The organism is Desulfitobacterium chlororespirans DSM 11544, from assembly GCF_900143285.1.
In the GTDB taxonomy this organism is placed as follows: Bacteria; Bacillota; Desulfitobacteriia; order Desulfitobacteriales; family Desulfitobacteriaceae; genus Desulfitobacterium; species Desulfitobacterium chlororespirans.
The window spans coordinates 477,727-500,380 of the sequence record NZ_FRDN01000003.1 but is presented as its reverse complement, the minus strand read 5'-3'; the positions used below and the strand labels follow the sequence as shown (position 1 = coordinate 500,380).

Annotated in this window: 17 protein-coding genes; 16 read left to right on the top strand and 1 reads right to left on the bottom strand. The window is 48.5% G+C overall.

Annotation, left to right across the window (positions count from 1 at the left end):
* Nucleotides 1-45: 45 nt before the first annotated feature.
* Nucleotides 46-3,102, bottom strand: a complete 3,057-nt coding sequence (locus tag BUA14_RS02200; RefSeq protein ID WP_072771063.1) for an ATP-binding protein — start codon at nucleotides 3,100-3,102, stop codon at nucleotides 46-48.
* A 205-nt stretch (nucleotides 3,103-3,307) separates the two neighbouring features.
* Between BUA14_RS02200 and BUA14_RS02195 the strand changes: the two genes are divergently transcribed.
* From BUA14_RS02195 to rplV, 16 genes are all read left to right on the top strand, one after another.
* Nucleotides 3,308-5,311 carry a methyl-accepting chemotaxis protein gene (locus tag BUA14_RS02195; RefSeq protein WP_072771062.1) on the top strand — a complete coding sequence of 668 codons (2,004 nt, stop codon included), beginning with the start codon at nucleotides 3,308-3,310 and terminating at the stop codon, nucleotides 5,309-5,311.
* Between the two features lie 70 nt (nucleotides 5,312-5,381).
* On the top strand, nucleotides 5,382-6,575 hold the full coding sequence (locus BUA14_RS02190) for an EAL and HDOD domain-containing protein (RefSeq protein ID WP_072771061.1): 1,194 nt from the start codon (nucleotides 5,382-5,384) through the stop codon (nucleotides 6,573-6,575).
* A gap of 500 nt (nucleotides 6,576-7,075) precedes the next feature.
* Nucleotides 7,076-10,423: a DNA-directed RNA polymerase subunit beta gene (rpoB, locus tag BUA14_RS02185; protein ID WP_072771060.1), complete on the top strand. Its 3,348-nt coding sequence runs from the start codon at nucleotides 7,076-7,078 to the stop codon at nucleotides 10,421-10,423.
* A 24-nt stretch (nucleotides 10,424-10,447) separates the two neighbouring features.
* Nucleotides 10,448-13,915 (top strand): DNA-directed RNA polymerase subunit beta', encoded by a 3,468-nt coding sequence (gene rpoC, locus BUA14_RS02180; RefSeq protein WP_072771059.1) that lies wholly within the window; start codon nucleotides 10,448-10,450, stop codon nucleotides 13,913-13,915.
* A 93-nt stretch (nucleotides 13,916-14,008) separates the two neighbouring features.
* Nucleotides 14,009-14,260, top strand: a complete 252-nt coding sequence (locus tag BUA14_RS02175; protein ID WP_072771058.1) for a ribosomal L7Ae/L30e/S12e/Gadd45 family protein — start codon at nucleotides 14,009-14,011, stop codon at nucleotides 14,258-14,260.
* A gap of 100 nt (nucleotides 14,261-14,360) precedes the next feature.
* Complete coding sequence (gene rpsL, locus BUA14_RS02170) at nucleotides 14,361-14,783, top strand: 30S ribosomal protein S12 (protein WP_011459097.1); 423 nt, start codon at nucleotides 14,361-14,363, stop codon at nucleotides 14,781-14,783.
* A gap of 51 nt (nucleotides 14,784-14,834) precedes the next feature.
* Nucleotides 14,835-15,305, top strand: a complete 471-nt coding sequence (rpsG, locus tag BUA14_RS02165; protein WP_072771057.1) for a 30S ribosomal protein S7 — start codon at nucleotides 14,835-14,837, stop codon at nucleotides 15,303-15,305.
* A 68-nt stretch (nucleotides 15,306-15,373) separates the two neighbouring features.
* A complete protein-coding gene (fusA, locus tag BUA14_RS02160) occupies nucleotides 15,374-17,452 on the top strand; it encodes an elongation factor G (RefSeq protein WP_072771056.1) in 2,079 nt (692 codons plus the stop codon).
* Between the two features lie 122 nt (nucleotides 17,453-17,574).
* Nucleotides 17,575-18,777 carry an elongation factor Tu gene (gene tuf / locus BUA14_RS02155; protein WP_072771055.1) on the top strand — a complete coding sequence of 401 codons (1,203 nt, stop codon included), beginning with the start codon at nucleotides 17,575-17,577 and terminating at the stop codon, nucleotides 18,775-18,777.
* 227 nt (nucleotides 18,778-19,004) lie between these two features.
* On the top strand, nucleotides 19,005-19,313 hold the full coding sequence (rpsJ, locus tag BUA14_RS02150) for a 30S ribosomal protein S10 (RefSeq protein ID WP_005810163.1): 309 nt from the start codon (nucleotides 19,005-19,007) through the stop codon (nucleotides 19,311-19,313).
* A gap of 256 nt (nucleotides 19,314-19,569) precedes the next feature.
* Nucleotides 19,570-20,199, top strand: coding sequence for a 50S ribosomal protein L3 (gene rplC, locus BUA14_RS02145; RefSeq protein ID WP_072771054.1), 630 nt, complete (start codon nucleotides 19,570-19,572; stop codon nucleotides 20,197-20,199).
* Between the two features lie 24 nt (nucleotides 20,200-20,223).
* The gene (rplD, locus tag BUA14_RS02140; RefSeq protein WP_015942754.1) at nucleotides 20,224-20,847 is read left to right on the top strand and encodes a 50S ribosomal protein L4; all 624 of its coding nucleotides are present in this window, start codon (nucleotides 20,224-20,226) and stop codon (nucleotides 20,845-20,847) included.
* Nucleotides 20,847-21,134, top strand: coding sequence for a 50S ribosomal protein L23 (locus BUA14_RS02135; RefSeq protein WP_005810158.1), 288 nt, complete (start codon nucleotides 20,847-20,849; stop codon nucleotides 21,132-21,134). The genes rplD and BUA14_RS02135 overlap by 1 nt, the downstream gene beginning before the upstream one ends.
* 24 nt (nucleotides 21,135-21,158) lie before the next feature.
* On the top strand, nucleotides 21,159-21,989 hold the full coding sequence (gene rplB, locus BUA14_RS02130) for a 50S ribosomal protein L2 (protein ID WP_072771053.1): 831 nt from the start codon (nucleotides 21,159-21,161) through the stop codon (nucleotides 21,987-21,989).
* 19 nt (nucleotides 21,990-22,008) lie between these two features.
* The gene (rpsS, locus tag BUA14_RS02125; RefSeq protein WP_005810155.1) at nucleotides 22,009-22,290 is read left to right on the top strand and encodes a 30S ribosomal protein S19; all 282 of its coding nucleotides are present in this window, start codon (nucleotides 22,009-22,011) and stop codon (nucleotides 22,288-22,290) included.
* 17 nt (nucleotides 22,291-22,307) lie between these two features.
* On the top strand, nucleotides 22,308-22,652 hold the full coding sequence (gene rplV, locus BUA14_RS02120; protein ID WP_005810154.1) for a 50S ribosomal protein L22: 345 nt from the start codon (nucleotides 22,308-22,310) through the stop codon (nucleotides 22,650-22,652).
* Nucleotides 22,653-22,654: the final 2 nt, after the last annotated feature.

Sequence of the window (22,654 nt, the reverse complement as noted above, 5' to 3'; positions counted from 1 at the left end):
TTTCTAAAAGGCTGTAATTATGAGTGGCGGTAAGATATCTATCAATCAGGTTTTGGCCGGGATACGGAAAGAAACGGTTGTCCCGCGGTCTTCCACGCTGAAGATAGTTAAAGTGGTCCCATAGAATCGCAACAACCTGCGGCTGATATTGGTCAAACCAACTCCCCGGCCTTCGGATTTTGAATGGATCAAATCCTTCAGGACGGAAGCAGGGATACCGACACCGTTATCCACGACTTCTACCTGAATACAGTCTTCAGAGTGTGTCAGAGACAGAGTGACCTTTCCGCCCTGGCTTCTCTTCAGCAAGCCATGCCGGATTGAATTTTCAACGATGGGCTGGATCATGAGGGGAAGAATACAGAAATTTAATACAGAGGGATCAATGGCGTACTCCACTTCAAGTTGACTGCCGAACCTGGCTTCTTCAATAGCTACATAGGCTTTGACCAGTCTAAGTTCCTTTTCGATGGTAATCAGGGCAGCTGTACTGGAGAAATCAAAGCTGTTCCTTAGAAAAACTCCCAATTCGGCAAGCAGCTCCCCGGCCTTGGCGGGATTGGTATAACAAAAAGAGTAGATGGTATTCAGAGCATTAAATAGAAAATGAGGTCTGATTTGGGCCTGCAGAAAAGCGGTTTCTTTTTTCAGCAGCAGATCCATGGAGTTTTTCAATTGGACAAGAGTGCTGACCCGGCACTTGAGCTCCCTGACTTCAAAAGGTTTTTCGATAAAATCGTTGGCCCCCGCCCTGAAGCCTGCCTCCATATCCTCAGGTAAGGCCTTGGCAGTAAGCAGCAGGACCGGCAGCTCCAGGGGAGAATAGGTTTCCCTGATTTTCCGGCAAACTTCATAGCCACTGATACCCGGCATCATCACATCAAGAATGCAGAGATCGTAGTGAAAGGCTCCTTTAAGGAGATGCAGCGCCGCTTCCCCATTGATCGCCACGGTCACATTGTATTGACTGAGGGTCAGGATATTCATCAGAGCCTTTAGATTGGAGAATTCATCGTCAACCACAAGAATGGAGAATTCTCCTCCCACATGAACTGTCTGGGGAAGAGCTTCAGTGGATAAGGATTCAGACGCGTCATATCCTGCATAGTCCCCCGGTAATGCTTTCTGGGGCTTATTGTCTTTGGCAAGAGGTATTGAGAAGGTGAAGGAGGTTCCCTGACCAGGCTCGGAACGGGCAAAGATCTGTCCCCCATGCAGTTCAATCAGCTGTTGAGTTATGGTCAGCCCCAGCCCGATTCCGCTTTGGTTGGTCGATTGTTCCCCCAGTTGTTCATAGGGGGCGAAAATATCTTTGAACTTGTCGGCGGGGATGCCGATGCCTGTATCACTGACCTGGATCCATAGGAATCCTCCATCCTGCCGGCAGCTGAGGGAAATGCTCCCCAGCTCTGTGTATTTAAGGCTGTTATCCAGCAAATTGGAGAAGATCTGCTTTAACCGGTTCTCATCCGCCAAAATCAAATGCTGATTGGGCGGTATTTTATTTTCAAGGGTTATGGGTCTTCCTTTGATCAAATAACGGAAAATATCCACCGTCGATTCGGCAACCTGGTGCACGTCCAGACAAACAATATGCAATTGAATATCCATAACCTTTAATTTAGAATAATCCAGAATATCATAAACCAGGGTGGAGAGCCGTTTGCCGATGCTGGTGATCAAGCTGATATCTTCGGCTTGGGCCCGGCTTAAGCTGCCTCCCGCGCCATCCAGAAGGGACTGGGAAATATTGATGATGCCATTTAAGGGCGTTTTCAGCTCATGGGAGGTCTTAGCAAGGAAATCATCTTTTAATTTATCTAAAACCACCAGCCGGTCACTGAGTTTTTCAATGGTTTTGAAGGAGTTCTCATACTTTTCGGACATGTATAGGGCTAAAGACAAAACAAAAATCGGCTGAAAAACGGGAAGGAACAGATTGGATTCCCAGAGCAGAATAAAATTAGCGAGGATGGTCAGTAAGTGAATCAGGGAGCTTACGACAGCGGAGAAAAGATAATAACGGCCCTCACTGCCACCCCTGGTGTCTTTGGCGAGAAGGGAAATAAGTAAAAAAAGTACATAAATTTGACCGGCCAGAGCAACCGTATAGGTATATCCCCATAAGTAAAAATCGGTGAACCAATCCAGCAAGACAAAAAATAAGGTTATACCATCGATAGTCAGGTTAGCCCGGCGGGAAGAACCGCCTTCTTGGGCATGATAGAGAAACTTGATCAGGGCATAAAGACATAAAGTATAGGAAATGATCAGAATTTTTAAGGAAGTATTATAGGATAAAGCCGGGAGCGCATAATTTAATAGTGCTTCTGAACGAACAGAAGCTTGAAGTGATGAAACCAAGCAATAAAGGGCAAAAAACAGTACCTCGGCGCTTCGCTTTCTTTGCAGACCTAAACCAAAGAAGTAAAGGGCCAAAAAAGACATACCGGATATGAGGGATATATCAAGGAAAGAGTCATACATCCGCAAGGCGGCAATAGATTTTTGATCGCCAAAGTGAATTTCATAAAGGATGCCGCTGTTGACATAAGAAAAATCAGCCGCTTGAACAAGGATTTCTACCTCACCGTCATCTGTTTGGAAGTAGCCGGTATCTGCATAATATTTGTGGACAGTGGTTTCAGGTGAGTTTCCAGGGCTGCCGCATTCCAGAATTTGCTGACCATTGGCAAATATTCTGGCGGAGGCGGATATGCAGGTGATTTTAATCCCGAAGTTTCCTCCCTCAGCAGGAAGCAGGATTCTCAGGCGATAGGTGGCGCTTCCCTGAGGGGATAAACGTTCCTCTTCTATTTGATAAGAACCCCAACTGGCGGGCACATTTTGAATGGTTTTGCCTGAGGGTTCCTGGTTTTTAAAGTCTTCGGGAGTCAGAAGCTGTCCGAAATAAAATTCCCATTCGCCGCTCAATGTTACAGTTTTGTCTCGAACCCCGTCATAATCTCTTAGATCCAGGGTGCCCTTTACGGCTTTGGGGAGATCGGACAGGGAGAGGCGGAAGAGTGGCACTGCAATACTGGCAGTCATGATCAGCAACATGACGGCAAAAAAGGACTTTTGCATTTTGCTATTGTTCATAATAGAGAATCCTTCCGAGTTAGTAGCCTTTTCCCTTATTCTATATAAAGTGGGAAGGTTTTTATAGACATTTTTACGACAATTTTAAATGTTTTACTTTTAAAGAATTGTTCAGAAAATGTTCAGACTCCTTTGTTAAAATAATAATTAATTTTTAAATCATTTAAATTAAAGCTATATAGTTCGCATTAAAGGAGAGGCGGTCATGAAAATCCATAGTTTGTCGGGGAAAATATCGGTGTTAATGGCGGGATGTGTGGCGATTTTTATTATAGCGGTTTACTTTATTATTTCCTTAACAGTGGAAAGTGTTATTAACCAAAATATTGAGGATGAGGTAAGGGGCAAGGCCCTTGTTTTAAGCGAAGAACTCCAGAATAGGCAGCAAAGGGCTTTAAAGGCCACGGAATTATTGACAAGATCCCCCGGGCTGATCGAGTCGATCCGAACCGGGAACCGCCAAGGGGCGCTGGCCATCGGTCAGCAGGCGTTAAGAATATTGGAGCTTGATTTTTTGGTGGTTACCGACCAAGAAGGAAAAGTATTTGTGCGGACCCATGAGCCGGAAAAATACGGGGACAGTATTATTGACCAGGTCAATATCCAGAAGGCCCTGCAAGGGGAAGCCTCTGTCGGCATTGAAGAAGGGACGTCGGTAAACTATTCGATCCGGGCCGGTACGCCTCTGCAGGATGAGGAGGGCCGTATTTACGGTGCCGTATCCCTGGGATATGCTCTTTCAGGAAATGACTATGTGGATGCACAAAAGAAAATCTTCAATTGTGATGTGACGGTGTTTTTAGGCGATGAGAGAATTGCGACGACGATTATGGGCAAAAACGGCACTCGTCTCATCGGCACCAAAATGGAAGATCAGAGGATTATCGATACCGTTTTGAAGCAAGGAAAAGCTTATTATGGCTCAACGACCATTAACGGTTCAAAGTATTTTGTTGGTTATACACCGCTTACTGATGTTACAGGAAAAGTCAGCGGGATGCTTTTTCTTGGACAAAGCTATAATGTGGCCGCGATGCTGAGCCAAAAGCTGATCATGAATCAGGCGGTTTTTATGGCCGTTTTGGGAGTCTTCATGGGTTTTTGCGTGGTGTTTATGTTTCGGATTATGATCCTTCGTAAGATTAAGGCCATCACGGCCATGCTTAAAGACATCGCTGAGGGAGAAGGCAATTTGACCAAACGGGTGGTGATCTCAGCTCAAGATGAAATCGGGGAGATGTCCGATTACTTTAATTTATTTATAGAAAATATACATCAAGTGGTTAAAGGAATCATTGCGGAAACGAATAAGGTGAATACGGCGATCCTAGCCTCCCATCAAAATATAGCGGTTCTCACAGGTGAGCTGGAAAACGCGGCGGCAACCGTGCAGGAATTGTCAGCCGGAATGGAGGAAACTGCCTCCTCTACGGAAGAAATAACCGCAATTTCCACTGAAATTGCCAGCGCGGTGGAAGTCGTAGCCATAAAAGCTCAGGAAGGAGCCTCATCCGCTCATGAAATCAGCAAAAAAGCGGTCTCCTTAAAGGACAGCGCTTTCGAGCTGCAGGCCGAGGCGGATCAGACTCGTTCAGCTATCAAGAAAACAATGGATGCGGCCCTGGCAAAAACTACGGAAGTGGCCAAAATTAAAAGTTTATCCGAGGTTATTTTGCAGATAGCGGTGCAAACCAACCTATTGGCTTTAAATGCGGCTATTGAATCAGCCAGGGCCGGCGAAGCCGGGAAGGGTTTTTCGGTGGTTTCGGAAGAGATACGAAAATTAGCGGAAAACTCCCAGAATACGGTGAAAGAGATTCAAGATACATTAGGAGTTATTTTTGAAGTAGTGGAGAACCTGGCGGATACCTCCAGGCAGATGCTGGAATACATTGACACCAAAGTGGTTGAAAACTATAAGGAATCCGTCCTTGTGGGGGAAAACTACGATCATGACGCCCAAACCATTGATGGGTGGGCCGCGGAACTAAGCGCCACTTCCCAGGAGCTTCTTGCTTCAATCAAAACGGTAGCGGATGGGATTGCCGAGATAGCAAGAGCCACGGAATCCGGGTCAGAAGGAACGGCTCATGTCGCCGATCGAGTGGTCATGCTCAAAGATAGGGCGAATGAAATCAAAACGGAGACGGATATCGTTAAAGACAGTGCGGATAATCTGCAGGCTTTAGTAAGGAAATTTAAAATATAATTCAAGGGATAATCTGCTGCCGGCTTGAGTGGGAGGTGGATAAGCTCAGGTCAGCAAGGGGGTGCGGATAATGGATGCTTTTCTGGCGAGACAGCCTATTTTTGACAGAGGCCTGAAAATTTACGGCTATGAACTTTTGTACAGGCAGAGCAGTGATAACTTTTTTTCCGGCATCGACGACGACCAGGCCACCGCCGAATTAATTTACAACACCTTTCTTGTCATGGGACTCCAGGATTTGACTGATGGCAGCAATGCCTTTATCAATTTCTCAAAAAAACTGATTGACAGTGATATTCCTTTCTTGCTGCCCAAAGAAAATATTGTGGTGGAAATTCTGGAACGGGATCAAGTCACTCCGGCTACGGTAGAGGCCTGCAAAAAGATGAAGGATATGGGCTATAAGCTGGCTCTCGATGATTTTGTAGCCGATCAAAACAATCTGCCCTTAATCGAAATAGCTGATATTATCAAGATAGAATTTCCGGCTGTCAGTAAAGCTGAACAATCCAGCCTGATGAAACGCTGCGGTAAAAATGTAAAGTTTTTAGCAGAGAAGATTGAAACCAGGGAAGATTTCAGACAAGCGGCGGCTATGGGCTATGATCTGTTTCAGGGGTATTTTTTCAGTAAGCCCGCCATTATCCAGTCCAAAGAGGTGGTAACCCTTAACGTCAACCTTTTTAGTGTTCTTGAAGAGCTGAATTCACCGGAGCCCAGTTATGGAGCTATGGCCAATATTATAAAAAGTGATTTAGGGCTTTCCTATAAACTATTGAAGTTGGCTAATTCGGTGTATATGGGTTCAAAAAATAAGATTCAGTCCATTCCTCACGCGTTATCCTTTATCGGGATTAAAGAAATGCATCAATGGATTGCCCTGATGCTGTTAAAGGATATGCAGAATGTTGAAAATGCCGAATTGATTAAGCAGTCCTTGATCCGGGGAAAATTCATGGAACTCCTTGCCTCAGAACTTTACCCTCAGAGTGAAAGTTCCGGTTTTTTCTTCACAGGGATCTTCTCTGCCATTGATGTATTGCTCAACAGTCCGATGGAACAGGTGTTAAAGGGGCTCCCCCTATCCATACAGGTTAAACACGCCTTACTGGGGGCCGAAAATGAGCAACGGAAACTGTTGAATTTTGTGACGGCTTGGGAAAAAGGTCACTGGGAAAAAGCTGCGAATCGGTTTACCACGTCGCGAAAGTTTATGGAACTGTATTTGGAAGCCTTGAAATGGACGCAAAAACTCAATTACTGACGGGCTTTCCGGAAAACAGGCAGCGGCTGTCTCCCTAAAAGGGGCAGCCGCTTTATATGATCAGGAGCATTCCGTCCAGAAAAATTTTCTTAAGCAAGTCCGTCGGATTATTGTTTTGGAGATAAATTTGCTATAATCTACTTAGTGGCAAGGGGTTCCCGGAAAAGAATTTTCCGGGAAGGACATAAAACTGCAAAAAAAGAAATATTTCTCCTTGACAATAGTAGATAATCTTGGTATCCTTAGTAATTGTTACTGTACATAAAATGGACGAATTATCCAGACTATTCCAAACAGTAACTTAGGACGCCGATAGAACTTTCTATCGGATCGTACTAAAGGTGACGATGGGGAGATTGTCATTTGATTAATTCGATCACGAAAGAGGGATCTCCATAAACAACGAAGCGAGGTTTTGCATATGAGGCCTTGCTTTTGGCTGTTTATGTCATAATACTATCCTCGGGGCGAGGACATCACACTTGAGGGGTGAAGCGTACATGTTCTATCCTGTTAAGGTAGGGACGCGGGAACGCTGGAGTTATTCCAGAATTCGAGAAGTTCTCGACATGCCAAATCTAATTGAAATTCAGCAAAACTCTTATCAGTGGTTTCTTGATGAAGGGTTAAGGGAAATGTTCAGGGATATTTCCCCTATTCAAGATTTCACAGGCAACCTCGTATTGGAATTTATCGACTATAGCTTAGGAGAGCCTAAATACGAGGTGGAAGAGTGTAAGGAACGCGACGTAACGTATGCGGCACCTCTGCGAGTTAAAGTTCGTCTCATTAATAAAGAGACAGGGGAAGTGAAGGAACAAGAGGTCTTCATGGGTGATTTCCCGCTGATGACCACCAAAGGAACCTTCATTATTAACGGAGCAGAACGGGTTATCGTCAGTCAGTTGGTTCGTTCTCCCGGTGTTTATTATTCCGAAAGCATCGACCCCAGCGGGAAGAAAATCTTCGGAGCGACGGTTATTCCTAACCGTGGAGCTTGGTTAGAGTTTGAAACGGACGTTAATGATAATATTTTTGTTCGTGTGGATAGAACTCGTAAACTTCCGGCCACCGTATTGATTCGGGCTTTGGGCTATGCTACCAATGGGCAGATCGCCGAGCTTTTCGATGATAACGAGCACATTCGTATTACCCTGGAGCGGGATAATACGGAGTCGGCAGAGGAAGCCCTGGTGGAAATCTACAAGCGTCTGCGCCCGGGAGAACCCCCCACTGTGGACAGTGCGCGCTCTCTATTAGAAGCATTATTTTTTGATCCCAAGCGTTATGATCTGGCCAAAGTAGGCCGCTATAAACTCAATAAAAAGCTGAAGCTGAATGTTCCTACTGATGTGCATCATTTGACCAAGGAAGATATCGTGGCTTCCCTGCGGCAAATGCTGACCCTGATGAGCGGAGAAGGACATAAGGATGATATCGATCATCTGGGCAATCGCCGCCTTCGTTCCGTGGGAGAGCTTCTGCAGAACCAATTCCGGATCGGTTTATCCCGTATGGAGCGGGTGGTCCGGGAACGGATGACCATTCAGGATGTGGATGTGATCACACCTCAGGTTCTGATCAATATCCGTCCTGTAGTGGCTGCCATTAAGGAATTCTTCGGCAGCAGTCAGTTGTCCCAATTTATGGACCAAACCAATCCTTTGGCTGAACTGACTCATAAGCGTCGTCTCAGTGCCCTGGGACCCGGTGGTTTAAGCCGTGAACGGGCCGGCTTTGAGGTGCGTGACGTTCACCACTCTCACTATGGCCGGATGTGTCCCATCGAGACTCCTGAAGGTCCGAACATCGGTTTGATCGGCTCCTTAAGTACCTATGGCCGGATTAATCCCTATGGATTTATTGAAGCTCCTTACCGTAAAGTGAACAATGGCCAGGTTACGGATCAGATTGATTACCTGACCGCTGACGAAGAAGAGAAATTCGTCGTAGCTCAGGCCAATGCCCCTCTGACGGATGACGGGCATTTCATTGAAGAGAAGATCGATGGACGTCATGGTCCCGACTTCGTTTTGGTTGCGCCGGAGCGGATTGACTATATGGACGTTTCTCCGAAACAAATGGTATCCATCGCGACGGCTTTGATTCCCTTCCTGGAGCACGACGACGCCAACCGTGCCTTGATGGGTGCCAACATGCAGCGGCAGGCTGTGCCCCTTTTGCGTACCGATGCTCCCTATGTGGGAACAGGGATGGAGTACAAAGCGGCCAAGGATTCCGGAGTCTGTGTCTTAGCTTCTAAAGACGGCACTGTGGAGCGGGCTACAGCCGAGGATATCATCATCCGCCATGATGACGGAACCCTGGAGAAGCATAAACTCTTAAAGTACCTGCGCTCCAACCAGGGAACCTGCATCAACCAGCGTCCTATCGTGATGAAGAATGAGCGGGTGGAAGCCGGTCAGATCATCGCTGATGGTCCCTCTACGGATCATGGTGAGCTGGCTCTTGGCCGCAACGTTTTGATCGCTTTTATGACCTGGGAAGGCTATAACTACGAGGATGCTATCTTAATCAGCGAAAAGCTGGTTAAGGAAGATTATTATACTTCCATCCATATTGAAGAGTATGAAGCCGATGCCCGGGACACTAAGCTGGGACCGGAAGAAATTACCCGGGATATTCCTAACGTCGGGGAAGATGTGCTGAAAGATTTGGATGAGCGGGGTATTATCCGCATCGGTGCGGAAGTCAGCACCGGGGATATTCTGGTGGGTAAAGTTACTCCTAAAGGTGAAACAGAGCTTACCGCGGAAGAGCGCCTCCTCAGAGCCATTTTCGGCGAAAAAGCCCGGGAAGTGCGGGATACCTCCCTCCGTGTACCTCACGGGGAAGCCGGCAAGATCGTGGATGTCAAAGTCTTTACCCGGGAAAACGGGGATGAACTGGCTCCCGGGGTCAACGAGCTGGTACGGGTCTATATCGCCCAAAAACGGAAAATCTCCGTGGGGGATAAAATGGCCGGGCGCCACGGCAACAAAGGGGTTATCTCCCGCATCATGAAGCAGGAAGATATGCCTTTCCTGCCTGATGGCACTCCGGTGGAAATCGTCTTGAACCCCCTGGGTGTTCCTTCCCGGATGAACATCGGTCAGGTGATGGAGACCCATTTAGGCTGGGCGGCGAAAGCTCTCGGACTTCGTTTGGCCACACCGGTCTTTGACGGAGCCCAGGAAGAGGATGTCTTTGCCACCCTTAGAAAAGCCGGACTTCCTGAGACCGGCAAAACCGTACTTTACGATGGACGGACAGGAGATCCCTTCGATAATCAGATTACCGTCGGCTATATGTACTTCCTGAAGCTCCACCATCTGGTGGACGACAAGATTCACGCCCGGTCCACCGGACCTTACAGCTTGGTTACTCAGCAGCCTTTGGGCGGTAAAGCCCAATTCGGCGGTCAGCGTTTCGGGGAGATGGAGGTTTGGGCTCTGGAGGCTTATGGAGCAGCCTATACTCTCCAGGAGATTCTTACCGTCAAGTCTGACGATGTGGTGGGACGGGTTAAGACTTATGAAGCCATTGTTAAAGGTGAAAACATCCCTGAACCGGGAGTTCCGGAATCCTTTAAGGTTCTCATCAAAGAATTGCAAAGCTTAGGGCTTGATGTCCGTGTTCTCTCCGAAGACGATGAAGAAATCGAAATTCGTGAGATTGACGAGGATGTGACCGAGACGGCGAAAGAGCTGGGCATCGATCTTCATGAAGACCTCCCGGCGCCTGTCATCCATGAAGCCGGTGAAGGTGAGGATGATGAGTATTTCGAAGAGGACGAAGAAGCTGTCGATGATGAGCCGATGACCTTTGATGAAGGCGATATGGAATAGACCCGGGTGAAAGGAGAGAGAACCGTGCTAGACGTCAACAATTTCGACCGGATGCGTATTGGTTTGGCTTCTCCGACGATGATCCGTGAGTGGTCTCATGGAGAAGTCAGGAAGCCGGAAACGATTAACTATAGAACCCTGAAACCGGAGCGGGAAGGACTCTTTTGCGAAAAGATCTTTGGACCAACCCGTGACTGGGAATGCCATTGCGGAAAATACAAACGGGTTCGCTATAAAGGAATTGTCTGTGACCGCTGCGGTGTGGAAGTCACCCGTTCCAAGGTGCGCAGAGAGCGCATGGGCCATATTGAGCTGGCGGCTCCTGTCTCCCATATCTGGTACTTCAAGGGTATTCCCAGCCGGATGGGACTTCTTCTGGATATGTCTCCCCGTTCCTTGGAAAAGGTTCTTTATTTCGTATCCTACATCGTGACCGATGCCGGGGATACCTCATTAATGAAAAAACAGCTCCTTACAGAAACCGAATATCGGGAATACCGTGATAAATACGGCAGCCGCTTCAAAGCCAGCATGGGTGCGGAAGCTATTAAGATGCTTCTCGAGGAAATGGACCTGGATAAGCTTAATGACGAGCTCCGGGTTGAATTGAAAGAAGTCTCCGGTCAAAGGAAGATCAGGGCCATCCGCCGCCTGGAAGTGGTGGAAGCCTTTAAGGAATCGGGAAACCGTCCGGATTGGATGATTATGGATGTCGTTCCCGTTATTCCGCCGGAGCTTCGCCCCATGGTGCAGCTGGATGGCGGACGGTTTGCCACCTCTGACCTCAACGACCTTTACCGTCGGGTGATCAACAGAAATAACCGTCTCAAGCGTCTTTTGGATTTGGGAGCGCCGGATATCATTGTCCGCAATGAAAAACGGATGCTCCAGGAGGCCGTGGATGCCTTGATCGACAATGGCCGGCGGGGACGCCCCGTGACCGGCCCCGGCAATCGTCCCTTAAAGTCCTTAAGCGATATGCTCAAAGGCAAACAAGGACGCTTCCGTCAGAACCTGCTGGGAAAACGGGTGGACTATTCCGGTCGTTCCGTTATCGTAGTGGGACCGAATTTGAGGCTCCATCAATGCGGCCTGCCTAAAGAAATGGCTTTGGAGCTTTTCAAGCCTTTCGTTATGAAAAAACTGGTCAAGGAAGGCCATGCCCATAATATCAAGAGTGCCAAGCGGATGGTGGAACGAGTTCGCTCGGAAGTCTGGGACGTTTTGGAAGAAGTGATCACCGAACATCCTGTGCTGCTGAACCGTGCGCCAACCCTTCACCGTTTAGGGATTCAGGCTTTTGAGCCTGTTCTGGTTGAAGGCCGTGCCCTGCAGATTCATCCTTTAGTCTGTACCGCTTACAATGCGGACTTCGACGGGGACCAAATGGCTGTTCACGTACCTCTCTCCGCAGAAGCTCAAGCTGAAGCAAGACTGCTGATGCTCTCCGCTCATAATATTTTGAATCCTAAAGACGGCCGCCCCGTCGCTTCCCCTACACAGGACATGGTTTTAGGCTCCTACTACCTGACCATGGAGCGTCCGGGAGCTCTTGGGGAAGGTAAGATCTTTAAAAATCGGGATGAAGCGGTGTTGGCCTATGATACCAAGCAGGCAAACCTCCAGGCGATGATTAAAGTCCGCCAGCCCAGCGGAGAACTTTTGGAAACGACGATTGGCCGCCTCATCTTTAACTCGGTGATTCCGCCGGAGGTAGGCTATATCAACGAAGTGGCCGGGAAAAAGGCCCTTAACAATATCGTGGCCAAATGCTACCGCCTCGGCGGCTATAAAGCAACGGCCCAACTCCTGGACGGAATCAAGAGTTTAGGGTTCAAATATTCCACCCGTGCCGGAATGACCGTTGGTCTTGCCGATATTACCGTACCTGAAGAGAAGAGGCAGATTCTTGCCGATGCCGACGGTATGGTCAATAAAACGGAGCAACAATTCCGCCGTGGTTTGATTACCGACGAAGAGCGTTATGAGAAGGTTATCGAGATCTGGACCAAAGCTACGAACACCGTGACCAAAGCTCTGATGCACTCTTTGGATAAATTCAATCCAGTGTACATGATGGCTACTTCCGGAGCCCGGGGTAACATTCAACAGCTCCGTCAGCTGGCCGGGATGCGGGGATTGATGGCGGATCCTTCGGGACGAACCATTGAGTTGCCCATTAAAGCCAACTTCCGTGAAGGTCTCACCGTTTTGGAGTATTTCATCTCCTCCCACGGAGCGCGGAAAGGTTTGGCCGATACGGCACTGCGGACCGCTGACTCCGGTTATCTTACCCGCCGTCTTGTGGATGTATCTCAGGATGTCATCGTCCGGGATGAAGATTGCGGCACCACCCAAGGTATTATGGTCGATGACGTCAAGGATGGCCCGGAAGTTATCGAAAAGCTGGAGGAGCGTCTCGTGGGCCGCTTCCTTTTGGAAGACCTGAAGCATCCTGAGACCGGGGAAATCCTGGCTACTGCCGATAGTGAGATTACGGAAGAACAAGCTCATGACATCGCTGCTGCTTACGATAAAGTCACCATTCGCTCCGTGCTCACCTGCAAAACCCGCTATGGAGTGTGCCGCAAGTGCTACGGACGGAATCTGGCCACAGGCCATCATGTGGAAATGGGAGAAGCCGTAGGTATCATCGCTGCCCAATCCATCGGTGAGCCGGGAACTCAGCTGACCATGCGTACTTTCCATACCGGCGGTGTGGCCGGGGACGATATCACCCAAGGTTTGCCTCGTGTTGAAGAGCTTTTCGAAGCCCGTAAACCCAAAGGTCAAGCCATCATCTCGGAAAACGACGGCATCGTCGCCATCCGTGAAGTCAAAGGCCGCCGTGAAGTGGATGTCATCAGTGACACTGAAGAACGGATGACGTATACTATACCCTATGGCTCCCGTTTGAAGGTTCGCGAAGGTCACCGGATTGAAGCCGGAGATGAACTGACCGAAGGAAGCATCAACCCTCATGATATGCTCAAGGTCAAAGGAATCCGCGGTGTTCAGGTCTATCTCCTGGGCGAAGTGCAAAAGGTTTACCGTCTGCAGGGTGTGGATATTAACGATAAACACATCGAGGTTATGGTTCGTCAGATGCTCCGCAAAGTCAAGGTGGAAGAGGCCGGAGATACAGCTCTCCTGCCCGGCGGCCTGATTGATGTCTTTGATTTCGAAGAAGAGAATACCAAGGTGATTGCCAGCGGCGGCGAGCCTGCTGTAGCAAGACCGGTGCTCCTGGGCATCACCAAAGCTTCTCTGGCCACGGATTCCTTCCTTTCCGCAGCGTCCTTCCAGGAAACCACCCGTGTTCTTACGGAAGCAGCGATTAAAGGAAAAGTGGATCCCCTCTTGGGACTCAAAGAAAACGTCATCATCGGGAAACTTATTCCGGCAGGTACGGGAATGTCCCGCTATCGGAATGTAAAAGTTATTAATCTTGATGAAGAGCAGGTTGAAAATCTTGACAGTGTAAATTCATGATGATAAAATACTATAGTGTGATTTAACGGTTTTGGGAAAAATATGTAGGTTCTTCACCAATCACCGCTAATCTTTGAGGAGGAAAGCATCTTAATGCTTGATGAAGCCTTAAAAAAGTCAAAAAACAGAACCGTTGGAGTCAAGCAAACTCTGCGGGCCCTGGAAAAAGGGAGTTTAATCTGTGTCTATGTGGCTAAGGATGCGGAAAGTCATGTGATTCGTCCCATCCTTGAGCAGTGCCGGAACAAAGGGATTCCAGTTCAGGAAGTTCAGACGATGCTTGAGCTGGGCAAAGCCTGCGGGATTGAAGTAGGCTCTGCTGTGGCGGCCTTGTTATCCGAATAGACAGTGAAGCTCCGAAATGTGTTAGTTTTGGGGATTGCTTGCTTTATGCTGAAGCAAGCAATTCCTTTGATATGTTCTTTCTTGGGAAGGAGGTGTAGTTATGCCGACGATTAATCAATTGATTCGCAATGGCCGCTCGAAGATTGCAAAGAAATCAACAGCTCCAGCTATGCAATGGGGCTATAACTCTTTACAACGTAAACAATTCGCCTCTGGGGGATCACCTCAAAAGCGTGGAGTTTGCACCAGGGTTTACACGACAACTCCAAAGAAGCCGAACTCTGCTCTCCGTAAAGTTGCCCGTGTGCGTTTAACCAATACGATTGAAGTATCATCATACATCCCAGGCATCGGGCACAACCTGCAGGAGCACAGTGTTGTTCTTGTCCGTGGTGGCCGTGTTAAAGACCTTCCGGGTGTTCGTTACCACATTGTTCGTGGGGCCCTTGATACTCAAGGTGTTCAGAAACGGATGCAAGCTCGTTCCAAGTACGGTGCCAAACGTCCTAAGAAAGGGAAGTAAGCCGTAGGCAACGAGGGGAATACGAATTGCGCTGTAAAGGAGGGAAATGATTTGCCACGTAAAGGTTATATTGCTAAACGTGAGATTCTGCCGGATCCGATTTATAAGAACCGGGTGCTGACCAAATTTATCAACCAAATTATGTTGGATGGTAAAAAAGGCACTGCAGAATCCATTTGCTATAATGCATTTGAGATCATTCAAGAGAAGTCCGGGAAAGATCCTATTGAAGTGTTCGAAACCGCTCTCAAGAATGTCATGCCTGTATTGGAAGTAAAAGCACGCCGGGTTGGTGGTGCCAACTACCAAGTACCCATCGAAGTTCGCACTGATCGCCGTCAAACTTTGGGATTGCGCTGGCTTGTAGGCTATGCCCGCAAACGCAGTGAAAAGACCATGGAAGAGAGAATCGCAGGTGAACTGATGGATGCAGCCAATAACACTGGCGGCTCTATTAAGAAAAAAGAAGACACTCATAAGATGGCCGAAGCCAATAAGGCTTTTGCGCATTACCGTTGGTAGGATGATCAAAGCGTATGCTTAAAATCATCCACAATGGGGAATGACTACGGCAGAAAGGGGGATTATCAGTGGCAAGGCAATTTCCATTAGAGAAAACGCGGAATATCGGGATTATGGCCCATATTGATGCGGGTAAAACGACCACGACCGAGCGTATTTTGTTCTATACCGGGCGTGTTCATAAGATCGGGGAAGTTCATGATGGTGCAGCGACCATGGACTGGATGGTTCAAGAGCAGGAGCGTGGAATTACCATTACTTCTGCAGCGACGACAGCCCAATGGAAAGGTCATCGTATTAACATCATTGATACACCAGGGCACGTGGACTTTACCGTCGAGGTAGAGCGCAGCTTGCGTGTACTCGACGGTGCTGTAGCAGTATTCTGTTCAGTTGGCGGTGTTGAGCCTCAATCTGAAACAGTATGGCGGCAGGCGGACAAGTATGGTGTACCCCGTATCGCCTATATTAACAAAATGGACCGTATGGGTGCAGATTTCTTCCGGGGAGTATCTATGATTGCTGACCGGTTAGGTGCAAACCCTGTACCGCTCCAAATTCCGATTGGCGCCGAGGATCAATTCAAAGGAATTATCGACCTCGTGACCATGAAGGCTATGGTTTATACGGACGATTTAGGCACCACCAGTGACGTTGCCGATATCCCCGGAGACTTAGTCGACCAAGCCAATGAATATCGTGAGAAGCTTCTGGAAGCAGTTGCTGATACAGATGAAGAGCTCATGATGAAATATCTCGAAGGTGAAGAACTGACCGAAGAAGAGATTCGTAACGGAATCCGTAAAGGAACAATTGGGCTGAAGTTTATCCCAGTGGTCTGTGGCTCTTCGTTCAAGAATAAAGGGGTGCAACCATTACTTGATGCGGTTGTAGAGTATATGCCAGCCCCAACTGATGTACCGAATATTAAAGGGGTGCATCCGGAGACCGGTGAAGCTGATGAGCGCCATTCCAGCGATAAAGATCCGTTCTCTGCCTTGGCCTTTAAGATCATGGCTGACCCTTATGTGGGTAAATTGGCATTTTTCCGGGTATACTCGGGAGTCCTGAGTTCGGGATCCTATGTTTACAACTCAACCAAAGGCAAACGGGAGAGAATCGGCCGGATTCTCCAAATGCATGCCAACCACCGGGAGGAAATCCCTGAGGTTTATGCTGGAGATATCGCAGCCGCCGTGGGCTTGAAAGATACCACCACCGGGGACACCCTCTGTGATGACAAAGCCCCTATCATTCTCGAATCCATGACCTTCCCTGATCCTGTGATCAACGTGGCTATTGAGCCGAAGACGAAACAAGACCAGGAGAAGATGGGTACAGCCCTGGCTCGTTTGGCTGAAGAGGATCCTACCTTTAAAATGCATACCGACCAGGATAGCGGGCAAACCATCATCGAGGGAATGGGTGAGCTTCACCTGGAAATCATCGTTGACCGTTTGCAGCGTGAATTTAAAGTCGAGTGCAATGTGGGTCGTCCTCAGGTTGCTTACAAAGAAACCATCCGCCGTGCAGTTAAAGCTGAAGGTAAGTTCGTTCGTCAATCCGGTGGACGTGGACAATACGGACACTGCTGGATCGAGATTGAACCCCTGGAGCAAGGCAGCGGTTTCGAGTTCGTCAACAAAATCGTGGGCGGCGTGATTCCCAGAGAATACATCGCTCCCATCGGTCAAGGGATCGAAGAAGCATTGCAAAATGGTATCCAGGCAGGCTATCCTGTTATGGATATCCGGGCCACAGTCTATGACGGTTCTTACCATGATGTAGACTCCTCCGAAATGGCCTTTAAGATCGCCGGCTCCATGGCCTTCAAGGCTGGTGCAGCGAAAGCTGATCCTGCCATCATCGAGCCCGTTATGAAGGTAGAGGTTACTGTACCTGAGGAGTATATGGGTGATGTCATTGGCGACATGAACTCCCGTCGGGGACGGATCGAGGGCATGGAAGCCACAGGAACAGCACAAGTCGTTCGCGGGTTTGTCCCGCTTTCCGAAATGTTTGGCTATGCCACCGACCTTCGTTCCAAGACCCAAGGGCGCGGTGTCTATGTCATGATGTTTGACCACTACGAGGAAGTGCCCAAGAATATTGCTGAAGGCATTGTTGCTAAACGCGCCGGCGCTTAATCTCAGTAATGGTTTACGGTGCGGGGTTCGAAGTTCAGGGATCTCCTTGTCAGCGGACCTCGCTCAAATAAAAGGAAACTTCTATTGCTTACTTTATTATTTAGAGGGAGTGAAAATTTAAAATGGCAAAGCAAAAATTCGAACGTACTAAACCCCACGTTAACGTTGGAACCATCGGACACGTTGACCATGGTAAAACCACCTCTACTGCTGCTATCACCTTAGTTCTTTCCAAAGCCGGCGGTGCAGTGGCCCAAGCATTTGACCAAATCGACAAGGCTCCGGAAGAGAGAGAACGTGGAATCACCATTTCCACTTCCCACGTTGAGTATGAAACCGCTAACCGCCACTATGCTCACGTTGACTGCCCAGGCCACGCCGACTATGTTAAAAACATGATCACCGGTGCTGCCCAAATGGACGGAGCTATCCTGGTTGTATCCGCTGCTGACGGCCCTATGCCCCAAACCCGTGAGCACATCCTGCTTGCCCGTCAGGTAGGTGTTCCTTACATCGTGGTTTGGCTGAACAAAGCCGACATGGTCGATGATCCGGAACTCATGGAACTGGTTGAAATGGAAATTCGCGAACTTCTCTCCGAATACGAATTCCCTGGCGACGATATTCCCATCATTCCCGGTTCCGGCCTGAAGGCTCTCCAATGCGGTTGCGGATCCCGCGATTGCGAATGGTGCGGCAAGATTTGGAATCTGATGGATGCTGTTGATTCCTATATTCCAACTCCAGAGCGTGCTACCGACAAGCCTTTCCTTATGCCTGTGGAGGACGTGTTCACCATCACTGGCCGTGGTACAGTTGCTACCGGTCGTGTCGAGCGCGGTGTGATTAAAGTCGGTGACGAGATTGAAATCGTTGGCTTGACTGAAGCTCCTCGCAAGAGTGTTTGCACCGGTGTGGAAATGTTCCGTAAGCTCCTTGACCAAGCTCAAGCTGGGGACAACATCGGGGCGCTTCTCCGCGGTGTGGATCGTAAAGATATCGAGCGCGGTCAAGTTCTTGCTAAACCCGGTTCCATCAAACCTCACACCAAATTTGTCGGCGAAGTCTTCGTACTGAGCAAAGAAGAAGGCGGACGTCATACTCCTTTCTTCAACAACTATCGCCCTCAGTTCTACTTCCGTACAACCGACGTTACCGGTGTGGTAACCCTTCCTGAAGGAACGGAAATGGTTATGCCTGGGGACCGTGTTACCATCAATTGCGAAATTATCTCCCCTATCGCTATGGAAGAAGGACTTCGTTTCGCTATTCGTGAAGGTGGCCGTACCGTTGGTGCCGGCGTTGTCGTCAGCATCGTCGAATAATAGGCTTTAGTCCTTAGTATTATGCAGGCATAGACTTAGCGTCTATTGATAAAGGATGCCACAGATTCACTGTGGCATCCTGCCTCGTTTCCACTGCTGGGATGCTGTGGAAATATATCTCGGGTCTCTGGTGCAGAAGGTTGCTGATGGAAGTGTCTCCGCTGATCATCGGGGAATTTCTGGACCCAGTACATCCGTTAAACGGAATTATTAGGAGGTTTTTTTTAATGAGCAGTCAAAAAATTCGTATCCGCCTGAAAGCGTTTGATCACAAAACATTGGATCAATCGGCAGAGAAAATTGTTGAAACAGCAAAGAGAACAGGTGCCCGTGTCAGTGGACCGATTCCCCTTCCCACTGAAAAAAGCATTTATACCATTCTTCGTTCTCCTCACGTTAACAAGGATTCTCGCGAGCAATTCGAAATGCGGACTCATAAACGCCTGATCGATATCCTGGAGCCAACTTCCAAAACGGTAGATGCTCTGATGCGTTTAGATCTTCCCGCTGGCGTTGATATCGAAATCAAACTCTAATTTGGCGAATCATAAAACCTGAGCAACAAACGCTGGTTTTAATCGCATGTCTGAAAGATTAAAGATTCAGACAGACGAAAAAACTAGCGTTCATTTGGGGTTTATGATATAATATTTTTGTTTGTGGCGCGAAACACCCGGCACTGTGGATTGGTGCTCAGGGTCAACTCGCTTCAAAATATCAATTCAAATTTGGAACACTCTCGTGCTCTGGACCAGAGCCGGCGCACTTCAAAGTGTTCAGGAGGTGGCAATCGTGTCGAAAGGAATTTTGGGTAAAAAAGTGGGTATGACCCAGGTTTTCACGGAAGAAGGACATCTTATTCCGGTGACTGTGGTCGAAGCAGGTCCTTGCTATGTCATCCAAAAGAAAACAAAAGCAACGGATGGCTACAATGCGATCCAGGTTGGCTTTGGTGCTTTACGGGAAAGACTGGCGAACAAGCCGCAAAAAGGACATGTTGCAAAAGCTTCTGTGAAGCCGATGCGCTACATTCGTGAGTTCCGCGTGGACGATGTGGAGGCTTACGAAATCGGACAGGAAATCACGGCTGAACTGTTTGCTGCAGGTGATGCAGTGGATGTGGTCGGAATCTCCAAGGGTAAAGGCTTTGCCGGGATGATTAAACGTCATGGCGCCAGCCGCGGACCTATGAAGCATGGCTCCAAGTATCATCGCCGTACCGGTTCCCTCGGCGCGAAAGGCCCGGCTCGTGTATTTAAGGGCCGCAACCTGCCAGGGCGTATGGGTGGCGAGCGGGTTACCGTTCAAAACCTGAAGGTCGTTCGGGTGGATGCGGATAAGAATATGATTCTTGTTAAAGGCGCTGTACCCGGCGCGAAAAAGTCATTGCTCATTCTGAAGCCTTCCGTTAAGGCGAAGTAACTTGTAAGAAAGGAGGAATAAGCAATGCCAAAGGTTCAAGTAGTTAATATGCAAGGTTCTCCCGTTGGAGAGCTGGAGCTGGATGAATATGTATTCGGTATTGAACCCAATACTCATGTCATGCACCAGGCAGTGGTAGGACAACTGGCCAGCCAAAGACGTGGTACTCACTCCACTTTACTCCGTGGAGAAGTTCGCGGAGGCGGCCGCAAACCCTGGCGTCAAAAAGGCACCGGCCGGGCTCGTGCAGGCAGCATTCGTTCCCCTCTATGGAGAGGCGGCGCTGTGCTTTTCGGACCCAAACCCCGCAAATATGGCTTCAGCCTGCCTAAGAAGGTTCGCCGCCTGGCTTTGCGTTCAGCCCTTTCTTCCAAGGTCAACGAACAAAAACTGATCGTATTGGAAGATTTGAGCTTGAACGAAGCAAAAACCCGGGAAATGGTTAAAGTTCTGCAGGCCCTCAATGTCGGCAAAAAAGCTTTAATCGTTACAGATGAATTTATGGAAACCATCGATCGTTCTGCCCGCAATATTGCTGGGATCAAAACCACTGCAGTAGAAGGCATGAATATTTACGATCTTCTCAATTCCGATGTCATCGTCATGACCAAAGCAGCGGTAACGAAAACGGAGGAGGTGTTAGCGTAATGCGCGATGCTCGTGATGTACTCAAACGTCCAGTGATTTCCGAGAAGTCTGTTGGACTTATTGAGGAAAACAAGTACTCCTTCTGGGTAGACACAGCGGCCAACAAGATTGAGATCAAAGCAGCTGTGGAAAAGATGTTTAAAGTTAAAGTCGTTGATGTTCGTACTATCAACGTCGATGGTAAAAAGAAACGTGTCGGAAAACACGTAGGTAGAACAGCAGACCGTAAAAAGGCGATTGTTACGCTTAAAGCTGGAGATCGCATTGAAGGCTTTGCTGGCCTGTAAGCTTGATGCAAAGGAGGGAAACCCATGCCAGTTAAAGGATTTAAACCGTATTCTCCTGGTCGTCGTCAAATGACAGTGTCGACTTTTGAAGAAATTACGAAAACAACACCGGAGCGTTCTTTGCTCGCACCGTTAAAAAGCAAAGCCGGCCGCAACAATCAAGGTAAACTGACTGTGCGTCACCAAGGCGGCGGACATAAACGGAAATATCGTTTGATTGACTTCAAACGCAATAAGGATAGTGTGCCGGCGAAAGTCGCTGCTATTGAATATGACCCTAACCGTTCCGCGAATATTGCCCTGCTCCACTACTTGGATGGTCATAAAGCTTATATTCTGGCTCCTAACGGCCTGCAAGTGGGACAAATGGTCGTATCCGGACCGGATGCCGACATTAAAGTAGGGAATGCTCTGCCGATTAAAAACATTCCTGTGGGTACCCTGCTCCATAATATCGAAATGAAGCCTGGCAAAGGGGCTCAACTGGTCCGCTCTGCGGGCGGTTCGGCTCAGCTCATGGCTAAAGAAGGAAAGTATGCGACCTTGAGACTTCCTTCCGGTGAAATGCGCATGGTTCATATCGACTGCCGGGCCACTATCGGCCAAGTGGGCAATCTGGAACATGAGAACATCAACATCGGTAAAGCAGGTCGTTCACGCTGGTTAGGCATCCGCCCCACAGTTCGTGGTGCGGTTATGAACCCCAACGATCACCCACACGGCGGTGGTGAAGGCCGTAACCCAATCGGCCGCAACCCGGTTACACCTTGGGGTAAACCTGCCCTTGGAGCGAAGACCCGTAAGAAGAAACATCCTTCTAACCGCTTCATCGTGAAACGACGTGGCAAGAAGTAATCGAAAGGAGGCCAATTAAATGAGTCGATCTCTGAAAAAAGGGCCTTATGTAGAAGGACGCTTGCTCGCACGTGTGGAAAAAATGAATGCCGCCAATGAGAAGCGCGTCCTGAAGACTTGGTCCAGAAGTTCAACAATATTCCCGCAAATGGTGGGACACACCATTGCGGTTCATGAGGGCCGGAAACACATTCCCATCTATATTACCGAAGATATGGTAGGACACAAACTCGGTGAGTTTGCTCCTACACGCACCTACAAAGGGCATGCTGGCAGTGAAAAGTCCAGCGGCCTGCGCTAAAAGGAGGAGTAAAAGAAATGCAACAAGCAAAAGCAATTGCAAGATACGTGCGGATCTCTCCTCGTAAGGTGCGCCAAGTCGTCGATCTCATTCGCGGCAAGAATGTCAGTGACGCTCTCGCGATTCTTCAATTCACCCCTAAAGGGGCTACAGAGCCTGTAACCAAAGTTCTTCAATCGGCAGTAGCCAATGCAGAACACAACTACGAGATGGATACAGACGCTTTGATTGTTAAAGAAATCTACGTGGATGAAGGACCGACTTTGAAGCGCATTAAACCTCGAGCCATGGGACGTGCGGATCAGATCCGGAAACGGACCAGTCACATCACCGTGGTTGTGGTTGAAAAGAAGGAGGGTTAAAA

What these genes read in the sequence shown, in the direction of transcription:
- BUA14_RS02200 (WP_072771063.1), bottom strand. Translation starts at nt 3,102, where the DNA reads ATGAACAATAGCAAAATGCAAAAGTCCTTTTTTGCCGTCATGTTGCTG.
- BUA14_RS02195 (WP_072771062.1), top strand. Translation starts at nt 3,308, where the DNA reads ATGAAAATCCATAGTTTGTCGGGGAAAATATCGGTGTTAATGGCGGGA.
- BUA14_RS02190 (WP_072771061.1), top strand. Translation starts at nt 5,382, where the DNA reads ATGGATGCTTTTCTGGCGAGACAGCCTATTTTTGACAGAGGCCTGAAA.
- rpoB (WP_072771060.1), top strand. Translation starts at nt 7,076, where the DNA reads ATGTTCTATCCTGTTAAGGTAGGGACGCGGGAACGCTGGAGTTATTCC.
- BUA14_RS02175 (WP_072771058.1), top strand. Translation starts at nt 14,009, where the DNA reads ATGCTTGATGAAGCCTTAAAAAAGTCAAAAAACAGAACCGTTGGAGTC.
- rpsL (WP_011459097.1), top strand. Translation starts at nt 14,361, where the DNA reads ATGCCGACGATTAATCAATTGATTCGCAATGGCCGCTCGAAGATTGCA.
- tuf (WP_072771055.1), top strand. Translation starts at nt 17,575, where the DNA reads ATGGCAAAGCAAAAATTCGAACGTACTAAACCCCACGTTAACGTTGGA.
- rpsJ (WP_005810163.1), top strand. Translation starts at nt 19,005, where the DNA reads ATGAGCAGTCAAAAAATTCGTATCCGCCTGAAAGCGTTTGATCACAAA.
- rplD (WP_015942754.1), top strand. Translation starts at nt 20,224, where the DNA reads ATGCCAAAGGTTCAAGTAGTTAATATGCAAGGTTCTCCCGTTGGAGAG.
- BUA14_RS02135 (WP_005810158.1), top strand. Translation starts at nt 20,847, where the DNA reads ATGCGCGATGCTCGTGATGTACTCAAACGTCCAGTGATTTCCGAGAAG.
- rplB (WP_072771053.1), top strand. Translation starts at nt 21,159, where the DNA reads ATGCCAGTTAAAGGATTTAAACCGTATTCTCCTGGTCGTCGTCAAATG.
- rpsS (WP_005810155.1), top strand. Translation starts at nt 22,009, where the DNA reads ATGAGTCGATCTCTGAAAAAAGGGCCTTATGTAGAAGGACGCTTGCTC.
- rplV (WP_005810154.1), top strand. Translation starts at nt 22,308, where the DNA reads ATGCAACAAGCAAAAGCAATTGCAAGATACGTGCGGATCTCTCCTCGT.